The sequence below is a fragment of the Rhizobium sp. LjRoot254 genome (genome assembly GCF_964254105.1).
In the GTDB taxonomy this organism is placed as follows: Bacteria; Pseudomonadota; Alphaproteobacteria; order Rhizobiales; family Rhizobiaceae; genus Rhizobium_E.
Genome location: NZ_CAXUSM020000001.1, coordinates 1,340,410 through 1,366,600 on the forward strand (window position 1 = coordinate 1,340,410; position 26,191 = coordinate 1,366,600).

The window sequence follows — 26,191 nt, forward strand, 5'->3', positions numbered from 1 at the left end:
TATCTTGACTTCTGATACATACCGGGAATGATGGATCAAAAGCCGGGAGGATTGCATGGCGGAGATTACGCTCAACAACGTGTCGAAGAGTTTTGGCAGCGTCAATGTCATCGATGACATTTCGTTTGCCGTGAATCCCGGCGAGTTGATGGTGTTTCTCGGGCCGTCGGGTTCCGGAAAATCGACGCTTCTGCGCATGATCGCCGGACTTGAAACGATCGATGGCGGCACGCTGACGATCGATGGCAAGCGCAGCGAAAATCTCGCGCCGGGCCAGCGTAACGTTGCCATGGTGTTCCAGAACTACGCGCTCTATCCGCATATGACCGTGCAGGAGAACATGGCCTTCGGCCTCCGCAATATCGGGATGGCGGAGAAGGATATCGACGCCCGCGTCAGCGAAGCTGCCCGCATGCTTGAAATGGAAGCATTGCTGAAGCGGCGCCCGGCCCAGCTTTCCGGTGGCCAGCGCCAGCGTGTCGCGATCGGCCGTGCTATCGTCAAGGAACCGAAGGCGTTCCTGTTCGACGAGCCTTTGTCCAACCTCGATGCGGCGCTTCGCGTGCGCACGCGTGTTGAGCTCGCCCAGCTTCATTTGCGCATGAAGGCGACGATGATCTATGTCACCCATGACCAGACCGAGGCAATGACGCTGGCCGATCGCATCGTGGTGCTGAACAATTGCAGGATCGAGCAGATTGGGACGCCGATGGAGGTATATCTCCGACCCGCCTCCCGATTCGTCGCGGGTTTCGTCGGCAGCCCCGGCATGAATTTCCCCAAGGCCGAAGTCTCGGGTACCGGAAGAGCCAGCGTGAAACTGGCGGGTAGCAATGCATTCGAGATCGATATCGCAAACCCAGGTCCCGGCACCTATGAACTCGGGATACGGCCCGAGGCGGTTCGTGTCGTGTCAGGTGGTGCCACCGCAGTGGCGACCGCCACGGCCACGGCCGGCGTGGTCGAGCGGCTGGGCGAGCGGACGCTGGTGTATTGCACGCTGGAGGATGGCTCCGAATTGATCGCGCAGGATAACGGCCGCTCGACGGTCCAGACCGGCGACACGGTGACGCTCAGCTTCGACACCTCGGCGGTCCATCTCTTCGACAGCGACGGCAAGGCCTATCACGCCCAGTCGAAGGACTGAGGGTAGGGCGCCCGCCCTAGCCTTTGATACCCGCCGAGAGCGTGATCGCCTGGGTCACGCGCCGCTGAAAGATCAGGTAAGCGAGCGCGACCGGCATGCCGGCCAGCACCGCGGCGGCGAGTTGTCGTGCGTAGGAAAGGCCGAAGGCGTCGTTCACCTGGGTGATGCCGACGGTGATGGTCATCATATTGGTCTTGGTGACCGCCAGGAATGGCCAGAGGAAGGCGTTCCAGGCCCAGATGAAGCAGACGATCGACAGCGCCGCCGTCACACCCCAGTTCATCGGAATGTAGACCCGCGTCAGGATGCGCCATTCCGACGCGTTGTCCATCACGGCCGCCTCCCTGAAGTCCTTCGGCACACTGTCGAAGAACTGCTTGTAGACGATGATGATGACCGGATGGATGAGCTGCGGCAGCACAATGCCGGCCCATGTGTTGAGCAGGCCAAGGCTGGCGACCAGTTCGAAATGGTTGACGATCAGGGTTTGCAGCGGAACCATGAAGCTCGCCAGGATCAGCCACCAGAGCGCATTGCGGAACGGGAAGTGGAGCTGCGAGATCGCATAGCCGCAAAGGAGCGACGAACCGACGGTCAGGACTGTCACGGCCAAGGCCACCACGACCGAATTTATGTACCAGCGGCCGATTTCCGTCTTGGTCAGCGCGAAGATGTAATGCGAGAAAGTCAGCGTATCCGGCCAGAGTTCGACATAGGGCCTGATCACTTCATCCTCGGGCTTCAGCGACGAGACCACGCCCCAATAGAGGGGAAACGCCCAGAGCACGGCGCAGATGACCGTGAGAAGCGTGATGATCAGGCCGGCGACGTTGAGGCGGCGGGCGGTGACTGCGTTCATCGGTTGCGCCCTCCGGAGAGCCGGGTCAGCTGGAAATTGAGGACCGAGACGACGATCACCATGAAGAACAGCACGACCGCGATGGCCGCCGCGCGTCCGCCCTGGTCGGACTGGAACGCACGTTGGAAGATATAATAGACGAGGACGAGATTGTCGTTCACCCGCCCCCCGACCGAGAACAGATAGACCTGATCGAATATCTTGAGCTGCAGGATCAGCTGGATCGTCAGAACGAGCGCTGTGATCGGCCACATCAAGGGCCAGGTGATGCGGCGGAAGGCCGGCCAGATGCCGGCATTGTCGAGCGCCGCAGCCTCATAGATCTCGACCGGTATGGCGCGCAGGCCGGCCAGGAAAAGCAGAATGGAAAAGCCGGCCGTCCACCAGATCGTCACGACCGCCACGGCCGGCATGAACCAGGTCGTCGACTTGAACACCGGCACGCGGGGAATGCCGAACAGATCGAAGACGTGCATCGCAACGCCGAACTGAAGGTTCAGCGTCCAGTCCCAGATGTAATAGACGACGGAGACCGGCAGGATATAGGGCAGGAAGAACAGCGACAAGACCAGCGCCTGTATCCTGCCCGCGAGGCGGTTGACGCCGAGCGCAATGCCAAAGGCGACAAGTGTGCCGGGCACGACGGTCAGCAGCACGAAATAGGCGGTGTTCCAGAACGACGTATTGAACTTCCGGTCACCGATCAGACGCGTGTAATTCTCGACACCGACAAAGGAGCCCTCGCCGATAAGCGGAGCGTCGGTGAAGCTGATGATGAAAAGCTTGACCAGCGGATAGATGAAGACGAGCCCATAGATGGCGACGAAGGGCGCGATGAGGACGAATGCGACAAGAGCTTCGCTCTGTCTGTTCCTGAGCATGGCCTATGGGTCTCCCGGCATCCAAGAAGTAGGCCGGGCCGTCTCTCGACGACCCGGCAATCAGATCGGATCAAAGATCGTCCAATCCGGCCTTGATTTCCTCAACGGCCTTGGCCGGCTCCATTTCGCCGTTCAGGGTCGGGACGAAGAAATTCGACATCACATCGAACATCGGACCGGCAATGCCTGCAAGAGGCGATTTGGGGTCGAAGATCATGTTGGATGTCAGCACCGAATAGGTGGCATTCGGTTGCATCGCCTTGTACTCGGCAGTCGCAGTGACCGGCCCATAGGCAGGGATATGGCCTGCCGTCGCCCAGAAGAGCGAGTTCTTATCCATCCAGCTGATGACCTCCAGCACGGCCGCGCGCTTCTCCGGCGTCATGTCCTTGCCCTTGTTGGCGGGAATGGCGAAGGTGTGGCTATCCGCGTACGTTGAGGGATGGTTGAAGATGACGGGCAGTTCCACGGCGCCCCATTCGAACAGCTTGCCGTCCTTCTTGAGGTCGGTCATCGTGGGTACTTCCCAGACGCCGTTGATCATCATCGCCGCTTCACCCGAGGTGAACAGCGCCACCGTCGCAGGATAGTCAGTATAGGTCGACTGCAGCCCTTCCTTCGTCCATTCCTGCAGCACGGCAAGCGCGTTTTCGAGCTTCTTGGCGTTGTCACCGACAAGGAACTTGCCGTCGGTCATCAGTTCCCCGTCCTGCTGACCCATCAGCGAATAGACGGTGCGGAACATGAAGTTGCCGTCGGCGGTCACCGAGCCGAGCGGGAATTTTACGCCGGCTGCTTTCAGAGCCTTGAGCGTATCGGTGAAGGCCTGGCGCGATTCCATGCCCTTCGGCTTGCCGTCGTCGGTCAGCAGGCCGGCCTTCTTGAGGATGTCCTTGTTATAATAAAGCACGATGGGATGGGTATCGAACGGCACGGCATATTGCTTGCCATCGACCGTTACTGCGTCCCAGGTGGCCGTTGCATAATCGGCCTTGGTGATGCCCATCGTCTTCCAGTCGTCCGCCGTGATTTCCTGCACGACGCCTTGCTTCACCGCCAGCGGCAGCCGGCTGGCATGATAGGTCATCATGTCGGGAGCTTCGCCGACAGCCGCCGAGGTCTGCACCTTGGCGTAGAAGGGGGTGCCCCATTCCAGCGTCGTCGCGTCGATCTTGATCTTGCCCTGGTGTTGGGCGTTGAAGTCGGAAAGCAACTGCTTCATCCGGACGCCGTCACCGCCGCTGAGGAAGTCCCACCACACGACGGTTTCCTCGGCATGCGCGGAGGATGCGAACAACCCCGCAGCCAAAGCCATGCACTTCGCCAAAGTCATAAGTCTCGGCATCTGTATTCTCCTCCCATGTGTTATACGGCCTCCCGCCGCAACGTGGATATTGATCTACAAGCGTACTCTGATCATCGAGTAGGAATAGGGCGGCACGGTTACCTGTACCGCATTGTTGCTGAGGACCGCGTCAGACGTGCTGACAGGCTTCACATTGTCCGGGTTCTCCTTGGTGTTTTTGGCCTCCAGGTCCTGATGCTTGATCAAGGTATGCTCGACCGATTTGGCCGCCCCGAACCCTTCGAGCGAGATGTCGACCGCCATCGGCTCGCTGCCGTGCCGGTTGATCGCGAAGAAGGTGAGGGTTCCGGCGTCGCCATCATGCACGCCCGATATGTCGAGATAAGAGACATTGGGCGCCACGTTCGACGCGTAGCCGGCGCAGGTCACGTCGAGAGAAAGGGCAGTGCCGCGGCCATAAAGCGAGGCGAACTTGAAGGGATAATAGATCGTCTGCCGCCAGGCAGCACCCCCCGGCGCCGTCATGATCGGGGCGATGACGTTGACCAACTGGGCGATGCAGGCAATGCGCACGACATCGGACCGGCGGATGAAGGTGTTCAGAATGCAGCCGACCTGCAGCACATCCTCGAAATTGTAGATGTCTTCCAGCAGCACTGGCGCATGCGGCCAGTCCCATTCCTTCATGCGCTTGGAATCGTTGCGGCGCTCGTGATACCAGACGTTCCACTCGTCGAAGGAGATCTTGACGTCCTTCTTGGAACGCTTCTTCGCCTTGACGTAGTCGATCACGCCGCCGACGGTGCCGATGTAGCGATCTAGCTTCTCGGGCAAAGCCAGGAACTCGGCGGTGTTCTTCTCGTAGTTCTCGAAATACATATGAAGCGAGATGTAGTCGACCTGTTCGTAGGTCTCCTCCAGAACCGTCGCTTCCCATTGCGGATAGGACGGCATTTCCGAATGCGACGAACCGCATACGATGAGTTCGAGCTTGTCGTCGAAGGCACGCATGGCCTTGGCGGTCTCGTTGGCGAGGTGTCCATATTCGGCGGCCGTCTTGTGGCCGACCTGCCAGGGGCCGTCCATCTCGTTGCCGAGGCACCAGAGCCTGACATCCCAGGGCTCGGCACGGCCGTTCTTCTTGCGAAGGTCCGACCAGTAGGTCCCGCCGGGATGGTTGGTATATTCGACGAAGCTGCGGGCCGAATCGAGGCCGCGCGAGCCGAGATTGACCGCCAGCATCATTTCCGTGTTGGCCGCTTCGGCCCATGTGGCGAATTCGTGGATGCCGACATGATTTGATTCCGACGTGCGCCAGGCGAGATCGAGGCGGGTCGGGCGCTGATCCTTAGGCCCGATGCCATCTTCCCAATTGTAGGCGGACACGAAGTTGCCGCCGGGATAGCGGCAGACAGGAGTATTCAGTTCCCGAACCAGATCCAGAACATCGCCGCGCATGCCGTTTGCGTCGGCGGTCGAATGACCGGGTTCATATATGCCGGTATAGACGGCGCGCCCGAGATGCTCGAGAAACGAACCGTAGAGCCTTTTATCGATGTCGGCGATCGTATAGCGTGCGTGTGCCGTGACCCGAGCTTCCATGTTCCTCCCCAGAAAGCCTTTGTACCTGATATTCCGGTACATATCCATTTGTATGACATTATAAGCGCGAGGAAATGCGCTCCGTCAAGTGCTTTATCCACGGATAGCGATAATCTGGAAGAATGGGGATAAGTTGAATACCGGAAAATCCGATATGAATGGTGCCCCACTGTCCTGCGCGGGGGCTAGGATGATACCCCGCAGCAAAACGATAACCACCGGGTTTGGTCCTCAGACGCAAACCCGGCGGCATTTGGGCAGGTGTTCAACGTTCACTGGTTGGCGTCAACTTCCTTGTAGGCCTTGTCGAGATAGCTGGTATCGATCCAGGTGTCGTAGTCGACCGCGCCCTTGAGCAGCTTGGCTTCCTTCATGAATGCTTCCTCTTCCTTCAGCGCCTTCAGCGCCTCGGGCGTGATCCTGGGATCCTGATAGAACTTGCCGCCTTCATAGGTCGAGCGGACGGATTTTTCCGATGTCTTGGTTTCCTCGACGAAAATCTTGATCGTGTCTTCCGGATTGGCGTCGGCCCAGCGCGCGAGCTGGATATCGACCTTCAGCAGGCGCTTGATGATATCAGGATATTTCCTGGCATATTCGCCATTGACCGAGATGATGTAGGGCGCCGACCACTCGGGATATTTGTTGCTGTCGAGAAGGACGCGCGCCTGGCCGCTTTCGATCAGCTTGGAGGTCGAGCTGTCGGATTCGACAATGGCATCGACATCGCCCCGGATCAGTGCCGGGCCGGATGCGGCAAAATCGAGATTGAGCGAATCGACGTCATCGGTCGTCAGGTTGACCAGCTTGAGCGCCTTGGAAAACACCGAATGGCGCACCGTGCCGGGCAGGTAGGCGACCTTCTTGCCCTTGAGATCCACAAGCGTCTTGATCGGCGAATCCTTCAGCACGATGATCGTGGTCGAGGAATTCTTGGTGAAGCTCGACAGGCCGACGGCGTTGACATCGGCACCCTTGGCGGCGGCGCGAAGGGCGGGATTATTGCCGGTATAGGTCACTTCGATCGCGCCAGTCGCCAGCGCGGTCAGTGCCTCGCCGCCGCCATTGGTGAAGGCGACGAGCTCGACCTTGATGCCGTCCTTGGCGAATTCTTTCTCGAAGGCGCCATTGTGGCGAGCGAGGACGAACTTCAGGTGGCCGGGCGCGGTGGTGCCGATGCGGAGTACTTCGGGTTTGTCCTCCGCGTGAGCGACAGCGCTGAACGCGGCGATGCCGAGGGCTGCGGCGGCAATGCCCTTGATCACGCTCCGGCGGAGCAATGTGAGAGTCTTTGTCATGGGTTGGGATCCTTTGTTGAACTTAATGTGCAGCGTCGTGGGTGTCAGTGGGTCACGCTGTCGGACGGGCCTTTCCAGCTCGTGGCCCAGCGCTCGAACCAGACGAGCAGGTAATTCACGAAGAGGCCGATTATGGTCATTGTCAGGATGCCGGCATACATGTCGGCGGTCTCCATCATCAGCTGTGACTGCTGGATCAGGTAACCGAGGCCGGATTTCGCGGCGAGCATCTCGGCGCCGATCACGGCAAAGATCGAGGCCTTCACGGCAAGACGCGCGCCGGCGACGATGTGGGGAATACTCGACGGCAGGATCACCTTGCGGAAGAGATCGAGGTCGGACGTGCCCATGGAGCGCGCCGCCTTGAGCAGCAGCGGATCGACGGATTTCACGCCGGAGATCGTGTTGATCAGCAGGAAAAAGATCGAGGAATAGAAGGTGATGGCGATCTTGGATTCCTCGCCGATGCCGAGCAGCAGGATGAAGACCGGCAGAAGCGCGAATTGCGATGTGTTGCGCAGTGTCTGGACGAGTAGGTCGGACACTTTCTCGAAAGTGCTGTAGCGTCCCATCAGGAAGCCGAGCGGAATGGCGACGATGACCGCAAGGCCGAAGCCGATGAAGGCGCGTTGCAGGCTGATGCCGATATTGGCCGTCAGCGTGCCATCGAGCAGCATCGCCCACCAGGCGACTATCACTTCAGAGAGCGGCGGAAAGAACAGCGAGTTGAGCCAGCCGAGGCGTGGCGCGACCTCCCAGAGCAGGAAGAACAGAGCCAGCAGAGGCAGGCCATAGCCGGTCGTACCGAGCTGGAAGGGACGGCGCGCGGATTTTGCTGGTGTTGTGGGCTTGGCGACGGGCGCTGTCCGCGCTGACGGCAACGTCCGCGAATTCTCTCGCGGGCGGGCAGTGATGCCGGGCACGAAGCCGGTCTTGTCGGTGACGTAGGCCATGATGTTTCCCTCGATGATCAGGCGGCGTAGGCGGGCGACAGCGCCCAGTCCTTCTGTGCCTTGTTCACTTCGTCGCGGAGCGCCTCCCAGACGCGGCCGCGGTGATTGTTGAATTCCGTGCTGGAACGGATGTCGCCGTCGCGCGGACGCGGCAGGTCGATATCGATGATCTCCTTCACCCGGCCGGGACGGGCCGTCATGACGACGATGCGGTCGGCGAGGTAGATCGCCTCGTCGATCGAGTGGGTCACGAATACTACGGTGGTGTTGATCTTCTCCCAGATGCGGAGGAGTTCGGTCTGGAGGATTTCACGGGTCTGGGCGTCGAGCGCTGCGAAGGGCTCGTCCATCAGCAGCACTTCCGGATCGGTCGAAAGCGCCCGGGCGATTGCCACGCGCTGCTGCATGCCGCCCGAGAGCTGGTTGGGGTAGCGATCCTCGAAGCCGGAGAGCCCAAAGAGCGACAGGAAATAGCGCGCCTTGTCGCTGCGCTCCTTCTTCGGCACGCCGCGCACTTCGAGTGCATATTCGATGTTGTCGAGCGCGGTGCGCCAGGGAAACAGCGCATATTGCTGGAACACATAGCCGGTCTTGGAATCCGGCTTGACGATGTGCTTGCCGTCGATCTTCACCACGCCCTGCGAGGCATCGGTCAGGCCGCCGATGATGTCGAGAAGCACCGATTTTCCGCTGCCGCTCGGGCCGACAAGTGTGATGAACTCGCCCTTGCGGATGGTCAGGTCGACGCCGTTGAGCACGGTGATCGCGTTGGTGTCCCGCCCGTCGACATTGATGAACTGGCCGGGCTTCAGTTGGAATGTCTTCTGCACGTCTGATATGGTGATGCGGTCCATGATCATGGGTCCTTCTTGTCTCGTGCCTAGACCTGTGCGACGCGGATGCGGTGCGTCGGGTCGAATTGGGTGCCGTTGGGCTTGCCGCGCTTCCAGCCCAGCGCGCGCGAATAGCTGCCAAACAGCTTTCGGCTCTCGACCTCGGCTTCGGTGATCGCGACCGTCCCGTCTGCGAATTCAGCGACATAGAGCGCGTCGGTCGGGCAGTAGATCTCGCAGAGGAAACAGGTCTGGCAATCATCCTGCCGGGCGATGACGGGCACGGCTGATGTCTTGTCGAAGACATTGGCCGGGCAGACCTTCACGCAGATATCGCATTCGATGCAGCGGGTTTCGGAGATGACTTCAATCATCAGGCGCGCTCCTTGCGGTTTTCGACAGGTGTGGCCTCGACGCGGATGTCATCGACGCCGGAGACCAGCACGGCGCGGGTGAAGGCCTGGTCCGTGGCCTTGAAATCGGCACGGCGATGCATGCCGCGGCTTTCCTGCCGGGCGAGCGCTGATTTGAGCGACCAGCGCCCGGCGGCGGCGATCGATGCTGCTTCGCGCGCGCGGATCCGGTCTGGTCCTTCGCCCGAGAGATGCTGGCGCACATCGTTCCATAGCCCGTCGAGCTTTTCGCGGCTGGCCTCAAGTCGGCTGCCGTCGCGGAAATAGTTCTTTTCGAGCGGCAGGACTTCGGCCTGCACAGAGGAAATGACATCCTTGGCGGTCAGTCCGGCTTTGACGCTGCCGGCCGGGCGGAGGCCGGCTTCACCGAGCGGCTTCGAGACAGCACGGAAGGCGCCGCGCGAGCCGTGGCGCTTGGCATAAAGCGAGGCTCCGTGGCCCGACCACCAGCCCGAGGCGATTGCCCAGGACGAGTTGACCGCGCCGCCGCCGGAGGTCGAGCCGGTCATGTTTTCCCGGCTAGCCGCATCACCGGCGACATAGAGGCCCGGCACGTCGGTGGCACAGTCCGAACCCGCGACGCGAATGCCGCCAGTGCCGCGTACCGTGCCCTCGGCACGAAATGTCACCCGGAACAGATCCTTGAAGGGATCGATGCCCATCCTGTCATAGGGCACGAAACAGTTCGGCTGGCCCTGGCGCAACCAATCCTGCAAGGCCGGTTCGGCTTGGTCGAGCCGGGCGTAGACAGGCGCCTCGATCATCGCCTTGGCGATATCGCGTTCGCGTTCGCCGATCCCGTTCATCAAGGGCTCGCCATCGCTGTTCATGATGGCCGTGCCATCTTCGCGGTGGAATGTCGCCCAGCGGAACGGCAGGCCCTTGTTGAGCGAGGAGCCGTACGGCGCCAGCGTGTATTTGCCGGTGAATTCCATGCCTGAGAGGATCGCGCCGGCTTCCGCCGCCATCAGGTAGCCGTCGCCGGTCAGGCCGGTGGCGCCGAGAATGCGCTCGTGGAAGGCGCAGCCGCCGGTGGCGAGCACGACGGCATTGGCATCGACCCGCCAATCGCGGCCGCGCTGACGATCGACGCCCGCGGCACCCGTGACCGCTTCGCCATCGGAGAAGAGTTCGAGGGCCGGGTGGTGGTCCAGCACGGTCACGCCCGCGAGTAGAACCCGGCGGCGCATGAAGGCCATGTAATCGGGGCCGCGCAGATTGGCGATATAGAGCTTGCCGTCGTCTTCGCTCGGAAAGGGATAGCCCCACTCGACGAGCTTGAGGAGATTTTCGTAAGCGCGATCGACGCAGCGCAGCATCCAGCGTGGATCGGCAAGCCCGCCCGTCCGCTGCCAGCGGCGTTCGACGATCTGGGCACGGTCCTCGCCCGGTGCCACGCACCATGTGCCTGTGTTGGAAGGCGCGGTCGCCCCCGATGTGCCGAGATAACCCTTGTCGACCAATACGACCTTCGCGCCGTTCTCGGCTGCGGACAGTGCGGACCATGCGCCCGATGGGCCGCCGCCGATCACCAGCACATTGGCTTCGAGATGGAGATTGACTGATTTGTCGAGGTTTTTTCGGCTTGAAGTCATTCTCACGTCTCTCATCTCAGCCGCAGGGGTGGGGAGGCAGCGGCCCATGGCGAGCCGCTGCCCCTTGGTTCTCTCGTGCCCTCAGGCGGCCTTCGAGAACCAGGAGGGCTCGTTGCCAGGTTCCCACTTGATGTTGCAGCCGATCGACGGGATCTGGCTCGCAGCGGGCTTCGAACCGGCGAGTACGGCATCCACGGCGGCGCGCAGATCCGCTCCCGTCACCGGCTTGCCGTTGCCCGGGCGGGCATCGTCGAACTGGCCGTGATAGACGAGGGTGCCGTCGGCGCCGAAGAGGAAGAAATCCGGCGTGCAGGCGGCGCCATAGGCCTTGGCGACGTCCTGCGCTTCATCCTTGAGGTAGGGGAATGTATAGCCGTAGGTATCGACCTCTTGGCCGATCCGTTCGAGCGTTTCCTCGGGGTGAGCGGCTGCATCATTGCTGTTGATGGCGATGATCTGCAGGCCCTTTTCCCCATATTCGCGGCCGAACTGGGCGAGCGCCTCACGCAGAAGGATCACAAAAGGGCAGCGGTTGGAAATGAATGCGACCAGCAGCGCGGGCTTGCTCTCGAAATCGACGAGATGATGTTCGCGCCCTCTGGAATCGGGCAGTTGGACATCGGCGGCCTTGGTCCCGATGGCGATGGGATTGGATTCTGTCTGCGGCATGTCACCCTCCAGTGGTTTCAAATTCCTCCTAATATCGTACATATAGTACATAAAAATAATAGACATTCTGATGGATAAAATTTCTCTTGTTGCGTATGAGGTGGCGAAAATTTCGTCGTTTCAGACGATCAAGAGAAATCTTGTTTCAGGATTGGTTGTTTTGGGTGTTTTGCGACCAGCCGATTCACGGCGCAGCCGAATCCAAAACCTGGCCAGGATATGAGCACGCCAAGCGCTGGGATCTACCCGACTCTCCCCGGCGCGTCGGACAGCGTCTGGAACTGCATGAAGCTCAGGGCGATCTTGCGCGCCGCCGCTGCGGCGCCAAAGCCGTTGTCGATATTGACCACAACGAGACCGGGCGAGCAGCTTGCGAGGGCAGAGTGAAGCGCCGCTTGCCCGCCTTGGGCAACGCCATAGCCGACCGATGTGGGCACGGCGATTACCGGCGCGCGGACCAGCCCGGCAAGCACAGAGAACAACGCGCCTTCCATGCCCGCCACGGCAATCAAGATCGGGAATGTCCGGATTTCATCGATGACGCCCTGAAGCCGCCAAAGCCCGGCAACCCCGACATCGGCAAACACTCTTGGCTTGAGGCCGAGAAAAGCGGCGCTGTTTGCGGCCTCCATGGCCACGGGAAGATCGGACGTTCCAGCGGTGACGATCCCCACCGCGCAGGCGTCTGCCGTGGGCGATGGGGCATTCAGTGTCGCCGTTCTGGCGAGCGGATCGAACGACAGCGGCAGATGTGTGAGCCCCTCGATCTGCGCTGGCGTCAGGCGCGTCATGAGGAGCGGGCGCCCGCGATCGATCGCGTCCGTGGCGATGTCGGAGAGCTGCTCAATACTCTTGTGCTCGGCGAGCACCACTTCCGGCACGCCGGTGCGTTCACCGCGTTCCCAGTCGAACATCGTATGCGCCTTCATGTTTTCGCACCCAAGAAGGCGCTGCCTCGGCTGTAGGCCGTAATGCCGAGGAAGGGGCGGCTTTCCGCGCCGCAGAGTTCGCGGATATTGTCGGCAAGTGCTGGTGGAAGCCTGACATCGGTTTCGATCCGGACACCGCCATTGGTGATCCGGCAGCGCAGTGTGACCGGTCCCAGCGCCGCTTCAGCCAGCCGCTCGACCCGGTCGATGAAATCGAGGTCGCGCTCCGAAATCCGGATACCGGTTTCGACGCGGCTGGAGAGACACGGCTGCGCGGGCAGGGAGGCGACGCTGCCGAGGCCGGCCCGGGCGGCGATCTCGCGGAGCGTCTTCTTGTCGATCTGGGCTTCGACGAAGGGATGGACGACACCGTTTTCGCCTGCGGCCGTCAGTCCCGGCCTGAAATCCGAGAGGTCATCAAGATTCGTCCCGGCGGCGATCGGAAAGTCGGTTACTTCCCCAATGCGCTTGTAGAGATTGCTCTTGCAGAAATAGCAGCGGTTGACTGGATTGCTGAGATAGTCCGCATCGGCGAATTCCCCGGCGCGGATCTCGATCAGGCGCCAGTTCTGTTGATGGGCTATTTCCCGCACGCGCTCTGATGCGCGCACCGGCACCGCGGGTGAGACCGCATGGACCGCAACGAAATCCGGCACGGTGAGTGCGGCGATGGTTGCCAATGTGAGGCTGTCCACACCGCCGCTGACCGCCACCGCGAGGCGCGGAAAACGCGCCAGCACATGCTCGAGCCGCGTGGCCGGGTCAGTCATCGCACTGCTCCGCGTTTCGCGCGAGTCTGCGGCGCTCTGCAAGCGAGGAGATACCGGCGAGATCATCGCTTTCGACCTTCGCGGTAAAGACTCCGAGCCGGTCGGATTGCTTGGTGCGCAGCGTGCCGCCGACGGTCTCCACGCGTGGCAGGATATGGCGCTCGATATCGGCGAAGCGCAATCCGATTGTAGAGGTTTCGCGGAAGCAGACCAGCGCCACGTCTTCGGCGCTGCCGGCCTTCGCGATCACATCCACCGCAAAACGCGGTCGCCCCTTCTTGCCGAAACCGAGCGTAAAGCCGGCGTCGAGCACGGCGGCATCCGCGCGAATCAGGTCGAGCGCGACGCCCATCTCCTCGGGTGTCATGTCATCGATCTCGAAGGTGATCCGCTGCACCTGGTCCGAGATCAGTTCCGGCGCGTTGTCGGTTGTCTCAAGGACAAGCACGCGAAAAATGTTGGGAACGCCGGCCAGTTGCCGCGTGCCGGCGCCGGTGCCGTTGGCGATCAGGCGGCCGGCCGGCGCGCGTCCGCCGGGCTTGGCGATCAATTCCTTGAGGATGGCCGCGCCGGTGGGCGTCACGCGCTCGCCCGCCGCATCATCCTGTGCGAGCGGGAAGCCCTTGAGCAAGGCCGTGACGGCCGGCACCGGAACGGGCAGGCGCCCATGTTCAGTCTGGACGAAGCCCGATCCCAGCGGGATGGCGCCGCAGCTCCAGCTCGTCACGCCGCTCCGGACGATCAGCGAAGCGGCGCCGACGAAATCGCCGAGCGAATCCCAGTCGGCCAGTTCGTGGAAATGGACGTCGTCGATGGGGATCGCATGGCTTGCGGCCTCGGCTTCCGCGAGATGCACGAACATGGCGAGCGCCTTGTCGCGGATATCGGGTTCGAGCCGTGAGCGCGTGAGCATTTCCCTGATGTCGCGCCAGTGCCGTGTCGGGGGCGCGGCCTTGTCGATATCGAACCGGACATGGCGCGCGGCAAAGCCCGATTTGAGGATCGGCTTCCATTCAAGTCTTGCGTGTTCTGAAATGCCGGCATCTGCGAGATCTTGGCGCAACGCGTCCTCAAGATCGGGAAAGGCATCGAGCATCGCGGCGAGAAACATGTCGCCCGCAACGCCGCCCGGCGCATCCATATGGACGTGCAGGCTCATGCTGACGCTCCATTGGAATGATAGATCGGCACGACGTAAGGGCCTTCCGGAATGATGGCGATATCGGGGTCGCCGTGATAGGCTATCGCTGCAGAGATCGCCGAGGTGAGGTCGCCGACGCGTTCGACGCCGGTAAGCGCCGCGTCCGCTTCGCTCAGCCCATCGGTGAAGAGCTGGACGCGGCCTGCGCGCATCGGCTTCAGCTGTTTTTCTGTCTGCCATTCATCGACATCAGCGAGCGATTTCGCCACAAGCGTCGCGAGAAAAGCATCCGGACCCAAGGCAATCAATCGCTCCTGCGCCTCGCGGAAATGCCGGGAGCCGATGCCTTCCTTGCAGCCCGAGGCGATGATCAGGGTGCCGCCGGGTTCGAGAATATCGAGCGGTGTCACCATGCCCTTGACGGTCTGGTAATAGGTCTGGTCGAGCGGATAGCCCGCCGCAGACGTCACGACGGTCTTGAACCTGCGCGCGACGGGGATTTCGGTGAAGCCGCGGACGAATTCGACGGCCGCGAGATGGCTCTCGATGATCTCGCCGAAGGAGGCGAAGACGAGTTGGCGCTTGTCGTCGATGACGGTGTTGAGCGCATAGACCTCGCCCAGCATGCGGACGATTTCGAGCTGTTCCTCATGCAGCGGGTTGCCGGCGAGGTTGCATTCGCGCGCCGCCACGTCCTCCATGAAGCGCGCGGAGTGGAAGGTGCGGATCGTCTCGTGGCCGGCGACCCCGGGCGCCACCACCTTGCGGCCGCCCGAATAGCCGGCCATGAAATGCGGCTCCACAAGCCCGGTCGCGATCCTGAGATCGGCATCGACCAGCCGGCGATCGAGCTTGACCGGCACGCCGCGACCTTTGGTGATGCCGAGATCGACGTGATCCTCGTCGCGCTGGGCAAAATGGTTCTCGACCCTGACATTGGCGAGCACCCAGGGATCGCCGACCAGCTCTTCCAGTTCGGCGCCTTCATTCGGGCGATGCAGACCGGTGGCGATCAGGACCGTGATCCTGTCGGCGGGAATGCCGGCGGCCATCATCGTCTCGATCATCGGCCGCAGGAAGAGATGATTGGGCACCGGTCGCGTGATGTCGCAGATCAGGATGCAGGCCGAACGACGTCCGCGCACCAGTTCCGTCAACGGCTTGCCGCCGACCGGCTGGGCGAGGGCGGATGCGATCAGTGCTTCCGGCCTGCCGGCGGGCGGGAAGGATGGCTTTTCGATCAAATGCGGACGGGCCTCGGCCGGCAAGTTGAGTGCCAGTCCATCGCGGCCGTAGAGAAGATGAATTGTCATGACGATGCCTCCACGAGGATCACTCGGAAATCGTTGACATTGGTATGCGTCGGTCCCGTCATCACCAGTCCGTCGATTTCGGCGAAGAAACTGTAGGCGTCGTTGCGCGACAGATGATCGAACGCCTTGCGCCGGTCGGCCTTCGCTTGCTGGGCCGAGCCCCAGATAACCCCTGCATTATGCTCGGAGCCATCGCGGCCGTCGGTGTCGCAGCAGAGCGCGCTGACGCCGGGCAGATCCCACGCCGCGAGCGCGAAGCCTAGCAGGAATTCGCTGCAGCGTCCTCCCTTGCCGGGCGCGCCGCGCAGGGTCACCGTCGTTTCACCGCCGGAGATGATTGCCAGAGGTGCGTCGCCGGGCTGTCCATGGTTGCGGACCTGGCGCGCGATGCCGGCCATGACGCGGCCAGCCTCACGCGCTTCGCCTTCGATCGCGTCACCGAGGATCATCGGCGTGAAACCATTGGCACGAGCGATTGCGGCGGCTGCTTCGAGCGAGGCCTGTGGTGCGGCGACAATATGCGCTTCTGTTCGGGCGAAAGCCGGATGGTGGGCGCCCGGTGTGTCCGCGGCTTGCGAATTCAGGAATGCCGACGCCGCTGGCGCCAGCGATATGCCGGCGCGTTCAACGATGGCGCGCGCATCGGCAGCGGTGCTTTCGTCGGGTACGGTTGGCCCGGAGGCGATAAGCGAAAGATCGTCGCCGGGTACGTCACTGATTACCAGCGTGACGCAGCGGGCGGGGGCGGCGGCAAGTGCCAGCCGACCGCCCTTGATGGCGGACAGGTGTTTACGGAGGACGTTCATCTCGCTGATCGGCGCGCCTGAGGCGAGTAGCGCCCGGTTCAAGGCCTGCTTGTCGGCCAGTGTGAGGCCTTCGCCCGGCAATGCCATCAAAGAGGAGCCGCCGCCGGAGATCAGGAAGAGGGCGAGATCGTCGGGTCCAAGTTCTTGGGCCATCTGGAGAACACGCCGTGCGCCGGTTTCCGATCCGATATCGGGCACGGGGTGACTGGCTTCAATCAGCTCTATACCTGCCGTCGGCAGTGCCGCGCCGTGCGGCACGATGACCAGCCCCTCGCATGGCCCCCATGCCGCCTCGACGGCCTGCGCCATGCGTGCGGATGCCTTGCCGGCGCCAAGTACCACCGTCCTGCCGCGCGGACGCTCCGGCAGCATTGGCGGAATGGCGTGAAACGGATCGGCGGCCTTGAGCGCCGCGGCGAACATCTCGTTGAGAAGTGTCTGGATGTCCATCCCATCATCCTTGCGATTTCGCAAACTTTGCCTTATTGTCAGGCAATCTGTCAATGGCAAAGGACTTTTCATGTTTCAGTCGGTGGAGCAGACGCCTCTTTACAAGCTCGTGGCCCGCCAGATCGCCGACCTGATCGCGACACGAAAGCTCCTGCCCGAGAGCAAGATGCCGCCGGAGCGCGAGCTTTGCGAAAGCTTGAATGTCTCGCGTGCCACCATTCGTGAAGCGATGATCGTGCTTGAAATCACCGGCTTCGTCGAGAACAGATTTGGTGCCGGCATGACGGTCGCCGCCATGCCGCCGGGACGTGGGCTGATCGAGGAAGTCGATGGGCCAGGACCGTTCGAACTGCTCGAAGCGCGGCTGATAGTAGAAGGCGAGATCGCCTCGATGGCAGCCACACGGGCGACGCCTGAGGTCATTTCCAAGCTGAGGGCGCTGACCGATGCGATGGAGCGCGAGACGCCGGACGAATTCTGGGGCGACAATGCGGATGAGCAGTTTCACCTGACGATCGCGCAAGCCGCTGGCAATCTCGCACTCGAACGGGCGCTTCGCGAATTCTGGACGCCGCGCCTGAGGACGCCGATGTGGACATCCATGCACCATCGGGTGCCGATCGCCGAGATGAAGTCGGCGCTCGTCGACGATCATCGCCGAATCGTGGACGCACTCTCGGCAGGGGATGGCGATGCGGCGCGCGCGGCGATGCGGGCGCATATCGCCCGCTTCAGCCGCCAGTTGCTTGAACTATGGGACGTGTCAGGCTCACCGAGCGCGCAGACTGCGCCGCGTCCGAGCGAATCCTTCCTTCGTACGATTTTCGAGAACGAGATGCAGCGGCCTGAGCCGGCGCAATTCGCTAATCCTCGGGGAAGATAGGATCTTCCGCGAACGCGCCGCCCTGATAGAGCGATAGCGCAGCGTTGGGGCCGGGCTTTTCCATCGCCGCGTCAAGCTCGGCGCGAAAGCGTTCGGCATTGTCCTTGGGGCGCCAGCCGAGATAGGCGGCGTGGGAATTGTCCCACCATTTGCTGTCATTGTCGGAGACGCCCCAGATGACAGGGCAGCCCAGCATCGGCGCCCGGAAGATGCATTCGATCATCGAATCGAAATCGTCATAGGACATCCAGGTCGAGAGCATGCGGTGGTTCTTGGGCTTTTCCATGCAACTGCCGATGCGGACTAGCGCCGACTCCTGCCCGAACTTCTCGAAATACATGCGGGCGAGGGCCTCGCCGAAGCATTTGGAGACGCCGTAGAGGCCGTCCGGCCGCATCGGCGCGGTGACATCGATATGCTGGTCCTGGCGGTAAAAGCCGATCGTGTGGTTCGAACTGGCGAAGAGAATCCGGGGATGACCGTGGGCGCGCGCCGCCTCGTAGAGATTGTAGAGACCCAGCAGATTGGCGTTGAGGATCTTGGAGAATTTATCCTCCACCGAGATGCCGCCGAGATGCAGGATGCCATCGCAGCCCTCGACGAGTTTCATCACAGCATCGGCATTACCCAAGTCACATTGCACGATCTCTTCATGCGGTGCCGCGTCACCCATGTCTGCGATATCGGAAAGGCGCACGACATCGGCATGCCGCGCCATGCGCTGACGCATCGCCCGGCCCAGACCGCCAGCGGCGCCGGTCATCAACAATCGTTTCAAGGAATCCTCCATCTGCAAATATTTTCAACTTATCATACAGGTTGGTGGATTTGCGTCAACAAGTCGGATATGTCTATCACGACTACGGGAACTTGACAGGCAAGCTGGAGCATGGTCGTGCTGCTGGTTGTGGGATGAGGAGACATTCATGCGCGTGCAACCGAGACCGGATCAGGGTTCCAGCACGTTGACCGCGCGCCTTGCCGACAATCTCCGGCGCTCACTTTCATCCGGGCAGTTTCCTCCCGGCAGCAAATTGCCGAGCGAAGCGCAATTGAGCGAGGCCCACGGGGTGAGCCGCACGGTGGTGCGCGAGGCAATTGCCGCGCTGCGCGCCGACCGTCTTGTGGAGGCGCGGCAGGGAGCGGGCGTCTTCGTGCTCGAAACGCCCGGTGTGGCGCCTGCCGGCCTGTTGTCGGTGCGGAATGTCGATCCTGACCGGGTTTCCTCGATGATCGAGATGCTCGAACTGCGCACGGCAGTGGAGGTCGAAGCCGCGGGATTGGCGGCCTTGCGTCGTTCTCCCGCTCAGGAAGAGGCGATCCTCGACCAGCATTACGCCGTCCGCGCCTGTCTCGAAGCGGGCACCTCGACCGCGGATGCGGATTTCGCGCTGCATCTGGCGATCGCCGACGCGACCAACAATCCGCGCTTCCGCGAATTCCTCGCCATGATCGGCAAGAATGTGATTCCCCGTGCGGCACTTCGGGCCGATGATGGCGACAGCGACCAGTCCGCCTATATCAAGCTGATCGACCAGGAACATGACGCCATCGTCGCGGCCATTTCCAACGGTGACGAAGAGGCCGCTCGCGAGGCGATGCGCCGGCATCTGCGCGGCAGCCAAGCGCGTTATCGAGCATTGCTCAGAGAGCAGCGCCAACCTGTATGATAACTTCTTGACACTTGTTTTGCCGATGTGTAGGACAAGTATGCCTGAGGAGGCATGGAGAGGATCAAGAATTGATGACGCCGCAAGAAATCAAGGCCGCGCTGGGTGCGGGGCTTCTGTCATTCCCCGTGACGCATTTCGACCGTGAGGATAAATTCCAGGCCGAAAGCTATCGCCGTCATATCGAATGGCTGTCGGGCTTCGATGCGCCGGTGCTTTTCGCGGCCGGCGGCACGGGCGAGTTCTTTTCGCTCTCTCCGAATGAAATCCCCGGTATCGTGAAAGCAGCCAAGGAAGCCGCCGGCAAGACGGCCATCGTCTCGGGCTGCGGCTTCGGCACCGAAGTCGGCGTCGAACTGGCGCGCAATGTCGAAAAGGCGGGCGCCGATGGCATCCTGCTTCTGCCGCATTACCTCATCGATGCGCCGCAGGAAGGTCTCTACAAACATGTCAAGGCGATCTGCCAGTCCGTGGGCATCGGCGTCATGGTCTATAATCGCGACAATTCGGTGCTTTCCGTCGATACGCTGAAGCGGCTCTGCAACGAATGCCCCAATCTCGTGGGTTTCAAGGATGGCACTGGTGACATCGGCGCCGTACGCCAGGTCACCGCCACGATGGGCGACCGGCTGACTTATCTTGGCGGCATGCCGACGGCGGAACTGTTCGCCGAAGCCTATCTCGGCGCCGGCTTCACCACCTATTCCTCGGCCGTGTTCAACTTCGTGCCGGCGCTTGCAGTGGATTTCTACAAGGCGCTGCGGGGCGGTGACCGCACGCGTTGCGAGACGCTGCTCAAGGATTTCTTTTATCCGTTCATGGCCATTCGCAATCGCCGCAAGGGCTATGCGGTCGCAGCAATCAAGGCCGGCGTACGGCTGCAGGGCTTCGATGCCGGCGGCGTGCGCCCGCCGCTCGACGACCTGACGCGGGAAGAAGAGCGCATGCTGGAAGCCTTGATCGGCAAGTGGAAACGCTGAGATGAAAATATCAGCCGTCCGCACTCATCTGCTCGAACACCGGCTGGCCGTGCCGTTCGAAAGCGCATCGATGCGCTTCGATCGCCGCGCCCATGTGCTGGTCGAGATCGAGTGCGATGACGGCACGATCGGCTGGGGCGAATGCCTGGGGCCTGCGCGACCCAATGCGGCTGTTGTCGCGGCCTACAGGAACTGGCTGATCGGCGAGAACCCGCTTGAAAACGAGAAGATCTGGGCGCGGCTTTATAATGCGTTGCGCGACCAGGGCCAGCGCGGGCTGACGCTGACGGCATTGTCGGGTATCGACATCGCGCTCTGGGACATCAAGGGCAAGCATTTTGGCGCGTCCATCTCGACGCTCCTCGGTGGCCGTTTTCGCGAAAGCATCAGGGCATACGCCACCGGAAGCTTCAAGCGCGATGGCGTCGATCGGGTCGAGGACAATGCCGCCGAGACGGCGCGCTACCGCGCCGAGGGCTTCCATGCCTGCAAGATCAAGATCGGCTTCGGTGTCGAGGAAGACCTGCGCGTCGCCCGCGCGGTGCGCGAGGCGATCGGCCCGGATATGCGGCTGATGGTCGATGCCAATCACGGCTACGACGTCATCGAGGCGGTGCGTTTCGGGCGGGCCGCCGCCGAGCTCGATATCGACTGGTTCGAGGAGCCCGCCGTGCCTGAGCAACTCGGCGCCTATCGCGAGATCAAGGCATCGCAGCCGATCCCGGTCGCGGCCGGCGAGACCTGGCATAGCCGCTGGGGTATGAAGGAACCGCTGGAAACGCGCGCGGTCGATATCATCCAGCCTGATCTTGCCGGCGTGGGCGGCTTTACCGAAGCCAAGCGCGTTGCCGACATGGCCGCGCTCCACGGCATCCGCCTGGTGCCACATGTATGGGGCACGGCGGTGCATCTGGCGGCTGCATTGCAGTTCATGGCGGCGATGGTGCCCAATCCGGTTCGCGTCAATCCTGTCGAGCCGATCCTGGAATTCGACCGGACGGAAAATCCCTTCCGGCAGGCGGTGGTCAAATCGCCGATCGAGCATGTGGGCGGGGTGGTGCAAATTCCCAACGGCCCGGGGCTTGGCATCGAGATCAACCGCGATGCGCTCGCCGAATTCCGCATGAAGGACGATTGAGATGATCGTCAGACCCGTCATCGGCCAACCTCCCAGGATCAAATTACCGCGCGGTGCGGTCGATGCGCAGATGCATATGTATCTGCCCGGTTTCCCGGCCCAGCCCGGTGGACCGGACCTGCCGGCAGGCGCCTTGCCGGATGCGGATCAGTATCGCAGCGTCATTCGTTGGCTGGGCATAGACCGGGTCATCATCACCCAGGGCAATGCGCATCAGCGCGATAATTCCAATCTCATCGCCTGCCTCGGCGAAATGGGCAATGTCGCGCGCGGCGTGGGCGTCATCGATGGCACGACCAGTGATGCGGAACTCGACCGGCTGTCCAATGCCGGTGTGGTTGGTGCCCGCATTATGGATCTTCCGGGCGGGGCAGTGGGCCTGAGCGAACTCGAGGCGATCGATGCCAAGACCACTGCTCGTGGCTGGATGATCGCCGTGCAGTTCGCCGGCACCAAGATTCTCGACCACGAGGCGCGGTTGCGGGCGATCAAATCCCGCTGGGTGTTCGACCATCACGGCAAGTTCTTCGGCGGTGTAGCGCCGGACGGTCCCGAAGTCGCGGCGGTCAAGCGGCTGATCGACGGCGGCGACTGCTGGTTCAAGTTCGCCGGCGCATACGAATCCTCGAAATCGGGTGGTCCGGCTTATGAGGATGTCGGCGCCGTCTCGCGGGAAATCGCCTCGCATGCACCCGAACGGATCGTCTGGGGCACCAACTGGCCGCACAACCTGGCGCGCACCACGGAGGACTATCCCGACGATACCGCGCTGACCGATACGATACTCGGCTGGCTTCCGGATGATCGCGCGCGCCATCTGGCGCTCGTGGAAAACCCGGAAAAGCTGTTTGGACTACCCCCATTCGGGGGCGTGGAAGACTGAGTGCATGCTCCGGGGCGGGAGACCCCGGCAAATTTCAACAAGGAGGAGACTATGAGAATTCTACCCGCATTTTCCCTGGCATTCGGCTTGACGCTCGCCGCAGGCGCCGTCTCGGCCCAGGAGATCACCCTTCGCTCGGCCGACATCCATCCGGATGGCTATCCGACGGTCGAAGCGGTCAAATTCATGGGCCAGCTCGTGTCCGAGCGCACCAATGGCCGCATTAAGATCGAGGTCATGAACAATGCCGTTCTCGGCAATGAGAAGGACACGATCGAGCAGACCCGCTTCGGCGTCATCGACATGAACCGCGTCAATGCGGCGCCCTTCAACAACCTCGTGGCGGAAACCACCGTGCTTGGCCTGCCGTTCCTGTTCCGCTCGACCGAACACATGCATCACACGGTGGATGGCCCGATCGGCGATGAAGTGCTGGCAGCCTTCGAACCGCACGGTCTTGTTGGCCTCACCTTCTATGACTCCGGCGCGCGGTCCTTCTACACGACCAAGAAGCCGATCGAGAAACTGGCCGACCTCAAGGGCATGAAGATCCGCGTCCAGCAGTCCGACCTCTGGATCGCCATGATGGAAGCCTTCGGCGCCAACCCGACGCCGATGCCGATGGGCGAAGTCTATTCGTCGCTGGAGACCGGCGTCGTCGATGGCGCGGAGAACAACTGGCCGTCCTATGAATCGGCCCGCCACTACGAGATCGCCAAGAACTACACGCTGACCCAGCATTCGCTGAACCCGGAAATCCTTGTTATCTCCAAGATCTCCTGGAACAAGCTGTCGCCCGATGACCAGAAAATCCTGAGGCAGGCTGCCAAGGAATCGACGGTCAAGATGCGTGAGCTCTGGGTCGCCCGCGAAAAGGCATCCGAGGAGAAGGTCCGCGCCGCCGGCAACAAGATCATCGAGGTTGACAAGAAGGAATTCTCCGACGCGATGAAGCCGGTCTACGACAAGTTCGTCACCGATCCCAAGCAGAAGGACCTGCTGGCACGCGTGCAGGCGGTACAATAAATTTGCCACGAGAGCCGGTCCACTGGGCCGGCTCTTTTCGCTCCCGCGCAAGTCGCGGGCAGGACGTCTGGAGGACTTTTCGACATGCGGCAATTCATGCTGGCCATACGGCCGGGGCTGACATGGCTCAGCCTAATCTCGCTTTATATCGCCGGGATCGGCATGGTGTTGATGACCGCGATCATCGGCTGGCAGGTTTTCGCCCGTTATGTGCTCAACGACACGCCAAGCTGGTCCGAGCCGCTGTCGCTCTTCCTCATGCTCTGGTTCATCCTGCTCGGCGCGGCCGTCGGGGTGCGCGAGAGCGTCCATCTCGGGCTCGATATCGTCCGCTACGCCATGCCGCCTTCGATCCAGAAGCTGATGGACCTGGTGAGCCTGGGGCTGATCGTGCTCTTCGGCATGGCCATGGCCTTTTACTCGACGCTTCTCGCTGCCGGCACCTGGTCGGCGACCATTCCCGTGCTCGGTTGGCCGGGCGGGGTGGATTTCATCCCGATGATCGCGGGTGGCGTGATGATCACGATTTTTGCGTTCGAGCGCTTCGTCGATGTGGCGCTCGATGAACAGATTGCAGCCGACGTGATCGTGCAGGAAGTGGCGTAAATGGCTTATCTTATTCTCTTCGGTGCCTTCACCCTTCTGATGCTGATCGGCATGCCGATCGCGTTCTGCCTCGGCATCGCCTCGGTCGCCACGGTGCTCTATATGGGCCTGCCGCCGATCGTTATCTTCCAGCAGATGAATTCCGGCATGAATGTCTTCGCCATGATGGCGATCCCGTTCTTCATCTTCGCAGGCGACCTGATGGTGCGCGGCGGTATCGCCGAGCGGCTCATTCGCTTCGCGGCGGGCCTCGTCGGCCACATGCGCGGCGGCCTCGGACAGGTCAATGTCGTGGCATCGACGCTGTTCGGCGGCATATCAGGCTCGGCCGTCGCCGATGCCTCCGCCGTCGGCGGCCTGATGATCCCGCAAATGGCGGCGCGCGGTTATGACCGCAGCTATGCTGTCAACGTCACGGTCAATGCGGCGATCATCGCCCTGATGATCCCGCCATCGCACAACATGATCCTTTACTCGATCGCGGCGGGTGGCACGGTGTCGGTGGCGGATCTGTTTACGGCCGGCATCGTACCCGGCCTGTTGCTGGCGGCAGCGCTGATGGTCACGGCCTATGTGGTCGCGCGCCGGCGCGGTTATCCCTCGGAGCCGTTCCCGGGCTTCAGCAAGCTCGGCTACTACCTTCTGGTGTCCGTGCCGGGGTTGCTGCTGATCGCCATCATCTTCGGTGGCGTCCGTTCCGGTGTCTTCACCGCGACCGAAAGCTCATGCATCGCGGTGCTCTATGCCCTGGTGGTGGCGCTCTTCGTCTATCGCGAACTGAACTGGAGCGGCTTTGTCGAGGCGGTGCTGCAGGCAGTGCGCACGACGGCGATGGTGCTGCTCGTCATCGGCACGGCGGCCTCCTTCGGCTGGCTTATGGCGTTCCTGCAGGTGCAGCAATATATTGTCGCCGCCATCGGCTCGGTCTCGGAAAATCCGATCCTCGTGCTGCTGATGATCAACGTGATCCTGCTGCTGCTCGGCACGTTCATGGACATGGCGCCGATGGTGATCATCGCGACGCCGGTCCTGCTGCCGGTGGTCAAGGCCTTCGGCATCGATCCCGTGCATTTCGGCGTGATCATGATCCTGAATGCCGGCATCGGGCTCAACACGCCGCCGGTGGGCACCGTGCTCTTCGTCGGCTGCGCTGTCGGCAAGATTACAATCCGGGAAGCGATGAAGACGATCTGGCCGTTCTTCGGCGCCAGCATCGCGGTGCTGCTGCTGGTGACCTACATCCCGGCGCTGTCGCTCTGGCTGCCGGCTGCGTTTAAGTAAGGAAGGAATGTGGGGCGCCAGTGGCACCCCCGAACGCTCCTTATCACACGTGGCGAGTGAGACCGCCATCGACCTTGATGCTCTGGCCGGTGATATAGCCCGCGCCATCCGAGGCGAGGAAGGCGATCGTCGCTGCGATCTCCTCGCTGGTGCCGTAGCGTCCCATCGGCACGCTGTCGCGCCGTGCATCCGTCGCCGGCAGGCTGTCGATCCAGCCGGGGAGCACGTTGTTGATCCGCACATTGTGCTTCGCATAAGTGTCGGCGAAGATCTTGGTGTAGGAGGCGAGGCCGGCGCGGAACACGGCCGAGGTGGGGAACATCTCCGAAGGTTCGAACACCCAGGTTGTCGAGATATTGACGATCGAGCCGGATTTCTGCGCCTGCATGATCGGCGCCACCAGCCGCACCGGTCGGATGACGTTCATCAGATAGACTTCCATTCCCTTGCGCCAGTCCTCGTCTGATATCTCGATGATCTGTGCACGTGGGCCGTGGCCGGCGCTGTTGACCAGCACATCGATGCGGCCCCATTTTTCCATAGTGGCATCGACCAGGCGCTTCAGGTCGTCGTTGGACTGGTTGGAGCCGGTGACGCCGAGGCCGCCGAGTTCTTTCGCCAGTGCCTCGCCCTTGCCGGATGACGACAGGATGGCGACGTGATAGCCGTCGGCTGCGAGCCTCTTGGCCGCGGCTGCGCCCATGCCGCTGCCTCCGGCGGTGACGATTGCGACTTTGCCTGACGACATGAGCATTTCCC

Annotated in this window: 26 protein-coding genes; 9 read left to right on the top strand and 17 right to left on the bottom strand. The window is 61.9% G+C overall.

The genetic code is table 11. From position 1 onward, the window contains the following. Positions 1-55: 55 nt before the first annotated feature. Complete coding sequence (locus ACSQ26_RS06605) at positions 56-1,147, top strand: ABC transporter ATP-binding protein (RefSeq protein WP_436007447.1); 1,092 nt, start codon at positions 56-58, stop codon at positions 1,145-1,147. 16 nt (positions 1,148-1,163) lie between these two features. On the opposite strand, the gene ACSQ26_RS06610 is transcribed toward ACSQ26_RS06605, so the two are convergent. The 15 genes from ACSQ26_RS06610 to ACSQ26_RS06680 all read right to left on the bottom strand — a co-directional run bounded on the left by ACSQ26_RS06610 (position 1,164) and on the right by ACSQ26_RS06680 (position 16,965). Further along, the gene (locus ACSQ26_RS06610) at positions 1,164-2,006 is read right to left on the bottom strand and encodes a carbohydrate ABC transporter permease (RefSeq protein WP_436007449.1); all 843 of its coding nucleotides are present in this window, start codon (positions 2,004-2,006) and stop codon (positions 1,164-1,166) included. Next, positions 2,003-2,887, bottom strand: a complete 885-nt coding sequence (locus ACSQ26_RS06615; protein WP_436007451.1) for a carbohydrate ABC transporter permease — start codon at positions 2,885-2,887, stop codon at positions 2,003-2,005. The genes ACSQ26_RS06610 and ACSQ26_RS06615 overlap by 4 nt, the downstream gene beginning before the upstream one ends. A 70-nt stretch (positions 2,888-2,957) precedes the next feature. Next, complete coding sequence (locus tag ACSQ26_RS06620; protein ID WP_436007453.1) at positions 2,958-4,232, bottom strand: extracellular solute-binding protein; 1,275 nt, start codon at positions 4,230-4,232, stop codon at positions 2,958-2,960. Between the two features lie 54 nt (positions 4,233-4,286). Then, positions 4,287-5,795: an arabinosylfuranosidase ArfA gene (gene arfA, locus ACSQ26_RS06625; protein ID WP_436007455.1), complete on the bottom strand. Its 1,509-nt coding sequence runs from the start codon at positions 5,793-5,795 to the stop codon at positions 4,287-4,289. Between the two features lie 272 nt (positions 5,796-6,067). Further along, positions 6,068-7,093, bottom strand: coding sequence for an aliphatic sulfonate ABC transporter substrate-binding protein (locus ACSQ26_RS06630; protein ID WP_436007457.1), 1,026 nt, complete (start codon positions 7,091-7,093; stop codon positions 6,068-6,070). Between the two features lie 44 nt (positions 7,094-7,137). After that, a complete protein-coding gene (locus tag ACSQ26_RS06635; protein ID WP_436007459.1) occupies positions 7,138-8,046 on the bottom strand; it encodes an ABC transporter permease in 909 nt (302 codons plus the stop codon). Between the two features lie 17 nt (positions 8,047-8,063). Next, positions 8,064-8,900, bottom strand: coding sequence for an ABC transporter ATP-binding protein (locus ACSQ26_RS06640; RefSeq protein ID WP_436007461.1), 837 nt, complete (start codon positions 8,898-8,900; stop codon positions 8,064-8,066). Between the two features lie 26 nt (positions 8,901-8,926). Beyond that, positions 8,927-9,253 carry a 4Fe-4S binding protein gene (locus ACSQ26_RS06645; RefSeq protein ID WP_436007463.1) on the bottom strand — a complete coding sequence of 109 codons (327 nt, stop codon included), beginning with the start codon at positions 9,251-9,253 and terminating at the stop codon, positions 8,927-8,929. Further along, positions 9,253-10,887, bottom strand: a complete 1,635-nt coding sequence (locus ACSQ26_RS06650; protein WP_436007465.1) for an FAD-dependent oxidoreductase — start codon at positions 10,885-10,887, stop codon at positions 9,253-9,255. Before ACSQ26_RS06650 ends, ACSQ26_RS06645 begins: the two co-directional genes overlap by 1 nt. Before the next feature lie 81 nt (positions 10,888-10,968). Then, on the bottom strand, positions 10,969-11,556 hold the full coding sequence (locus ACSQ26_RS06655; RefSeq protein ID WP_436007466.1) for a thioredoxin family protein: 588 nt from the start codon (positions 11,554-11,556) through the stop codon (positions 10,969-10,971). Positions 11,557-11,798: 242 nt separating this feature from the next. Then, a complete protein-coding gene (gene larB / locus ACSQ26_RS06660; protein ID WP_436007468.1) occupies positions 11,799-12,485 on the bottom strand; it encodes a nickel pincer cofactor biosynthesis protein LarB in 687 nt (228 codons plus the stop codon). Continuing rightward, positions 12,482-13,255 (bottom strand): adenine nucleotide alpha hydrolase, encoded by a 774-nt coding sequence (locus ACSQ26_RS06665; protein WP_436007469.1) that lies wholly within the window; start codon positions 13,253-13,255, stop codon positions 12,482-12,484. The genes larB and ACSQ26_RS06665 overlap by 4 nt, the downstream gene beginning before the upstream one ends. Continuing rightward, positions 13,248-14,414, bottom strand: a complete 1,167-nt coding sequence (locus ACSQ26_RS06670; RefSeq protein WP_436007470.1) for a LarC family nickel insertion protein — start codon at positions 14,412-14,414, stop codon at positions 13,248-13,250. The genes ACSQ26_RS06665 and ACSQ26_RS06670 overlap by 8 nt, the downstream gene beginning before the upstream one ends. Next, positions 14,411-15,709 carry a nickel-dependent lactate racemase gene (gene larA / locus ACSQ26_RS06675; protein WP_436007472.1) on the bottom strand — a complete coding sequence of 433 codons (1,299 nt, stop codon included), beginning with the start codon at positions 15,707-15,709 and terminating at the stop codon, positions 14,411-14,413. Before larA ends, ACSQ26_RS06670 begins: the two co-directional genes overlap by 4 nt. Continuing rightward, complete coding sequence (locus ACSQ26_RS06680; protein WP_436007474.1) at positions 15,706-16,965, bottom strand: glycerate kinase type-2 family protein; 1,260 nt, start codon at positions 16,963-16,965, stop codon at positions 15,706-15,708. The genes larA and ACSQ26_RS06680 overlap by 4 nt, the downstream gene beginning before the upstream one ends. Positions 16,966-17,035: 70 nt before the next feature. On the opposite strand from ACSQ26_RS06680, the gene ACSQ26_RS06685 reads away from it, so the two are divergent. Further along, positions 17,036-17,848 (top strand): FadR/GntR family transcriptional regulator, encoded by an 813-nt coding sequence (locus tag ACSQ26_RS06685; protein ID WP_436007476.1) that lies wholly within the window; start codon positions 17,036-17,038, stop codon positions 17,846-17,848. Here the strand turns inward: ACSQ26_RS06685 and ACSQ26_RS06690 are convergent. After that, positions 17,829-18,626 carry an NAD-dependent epimerase/dehydratase family protein gene (locus ACSQ26_RS06690; RefSeq protein ID WP_436007478.1) on the bottom strand — a complete coding sequence of 266 codons (798 nt, stop codon included), beginning with the start codon at positions 18,624-18,626 and terminating at the stop codon, positions 17,829-17,831. The genes ACSQ26_RS06685 and ACSQ26_RS06690 overlap by 20 nt on opposite strands. A gap of 148 nt (positions 18,627-18,774) precedes the next feature. On the opposite strand from ACSQ26_RS06690, the gene ACSQ26_RS06695 reads away from it, so the two are divergent. From ACSQ26_RS06695 to ACSQ26_RS06725, 7 genes are all read left to right on the top strand, one after another. Next, the gene (locus ACSQ26_RS06695; protein ID WP_436007480.1) at positions 18,775-19,518 is read left to right on the top strand and encodes a FadR/GntR family transcriptional regulator; all 744 of its coding nucleotides are present in this window, start codon (positions 18,775-18,777) and stop codon (positions 19,516-19,518) included. 74 nt (positions 19,519-19,592) lie between these two features. Next, complete coding sequence (gene kdgD, locus ACSQ26_RS06700) at positions 19,593-20,498, top strand: 5-dehydro-4-deoxyglucarate dehydratase (protein ID WP_436007482.1); 906 nt, start codon at positions 19,593-19,595, stop codon at positions 20,496-20,498. A 1-nt stretch (position 20,499) separates the two neighbouring features. Next, complete coding sequence (locus ACSQ26_RS06705) at positions 20,500-21,636, top strand: mandelate racemase/muconate lactonizing enzyme family protein (protein ID WP_436007484.1); 1,137 nt, start codon at positions 20,500-20,502, stop codon at positions 21,634-21,636. A gap of 1 nt (position 21,637) precedes the next feature. Continuing rightward, positions 21,638-22,519, top strand: a complete 882-nt coding sequence (locus tag ACSQ26_RS06710) for an amidohydrolase family protein (protein WP_436007486.1) — start codon at positions 21,638-21,640, stop codon at positions 22,517-22,519. A 51-nt stretch (positions 22,520-22,570) separates the two neighbouring features. Further along, positions 22,571-23,545: a TRAP transporter substrate-binding protein gene (locus tag ACSQ26_RS06715; protein ID WP_436007488.1), complete on the top strand. Its 975-nt coding sequence runs from the start codon at positions 22,571-22,573 to the stop codon at positions 23,543-23,545. 84 nt (positions 23,546-23,629) lie between these two features. Beyond that, complete coding sequence (locus ACSQ26_RS06720; RefSeq protein WP_436007490.1) at positions 23,630-24,151, top strand: TRAP transporter small permease; 522 nt, start codon at positions 23,630-23,632, stop codon at positions 24,149-24,151. Then, complete coding sequence (locus tag ACSQ26_RS06725; protein ID WP_436007492.1) at positions 24,152-25,432, top strand: TRAP transporter large permease; 1,281 nt, start codon at positions 24,152-24,154, stop codon at positions 25,430-25,432. A gap of 43 nt (positions 25,433-25,475) precedes the next feature. On the opposite strand, the gene ACSQ26_RS06730 is transcribed toward ACSQ26_RS06725, so the two are convergent. After that, positions 25,476-26,180 (bottom strand): SDR family oxidoreductase, encoded by a 705-nt coding sequence (locus tag ACSQ26_RS06730; RefSeq protein ID WP_436007494.1) that lies wholly within the window; start codon positions 26,178-26,180, stop codon positions 25,476-25,478. Positions 26,181-26,191: the final 11 nt, after the last annotated feature.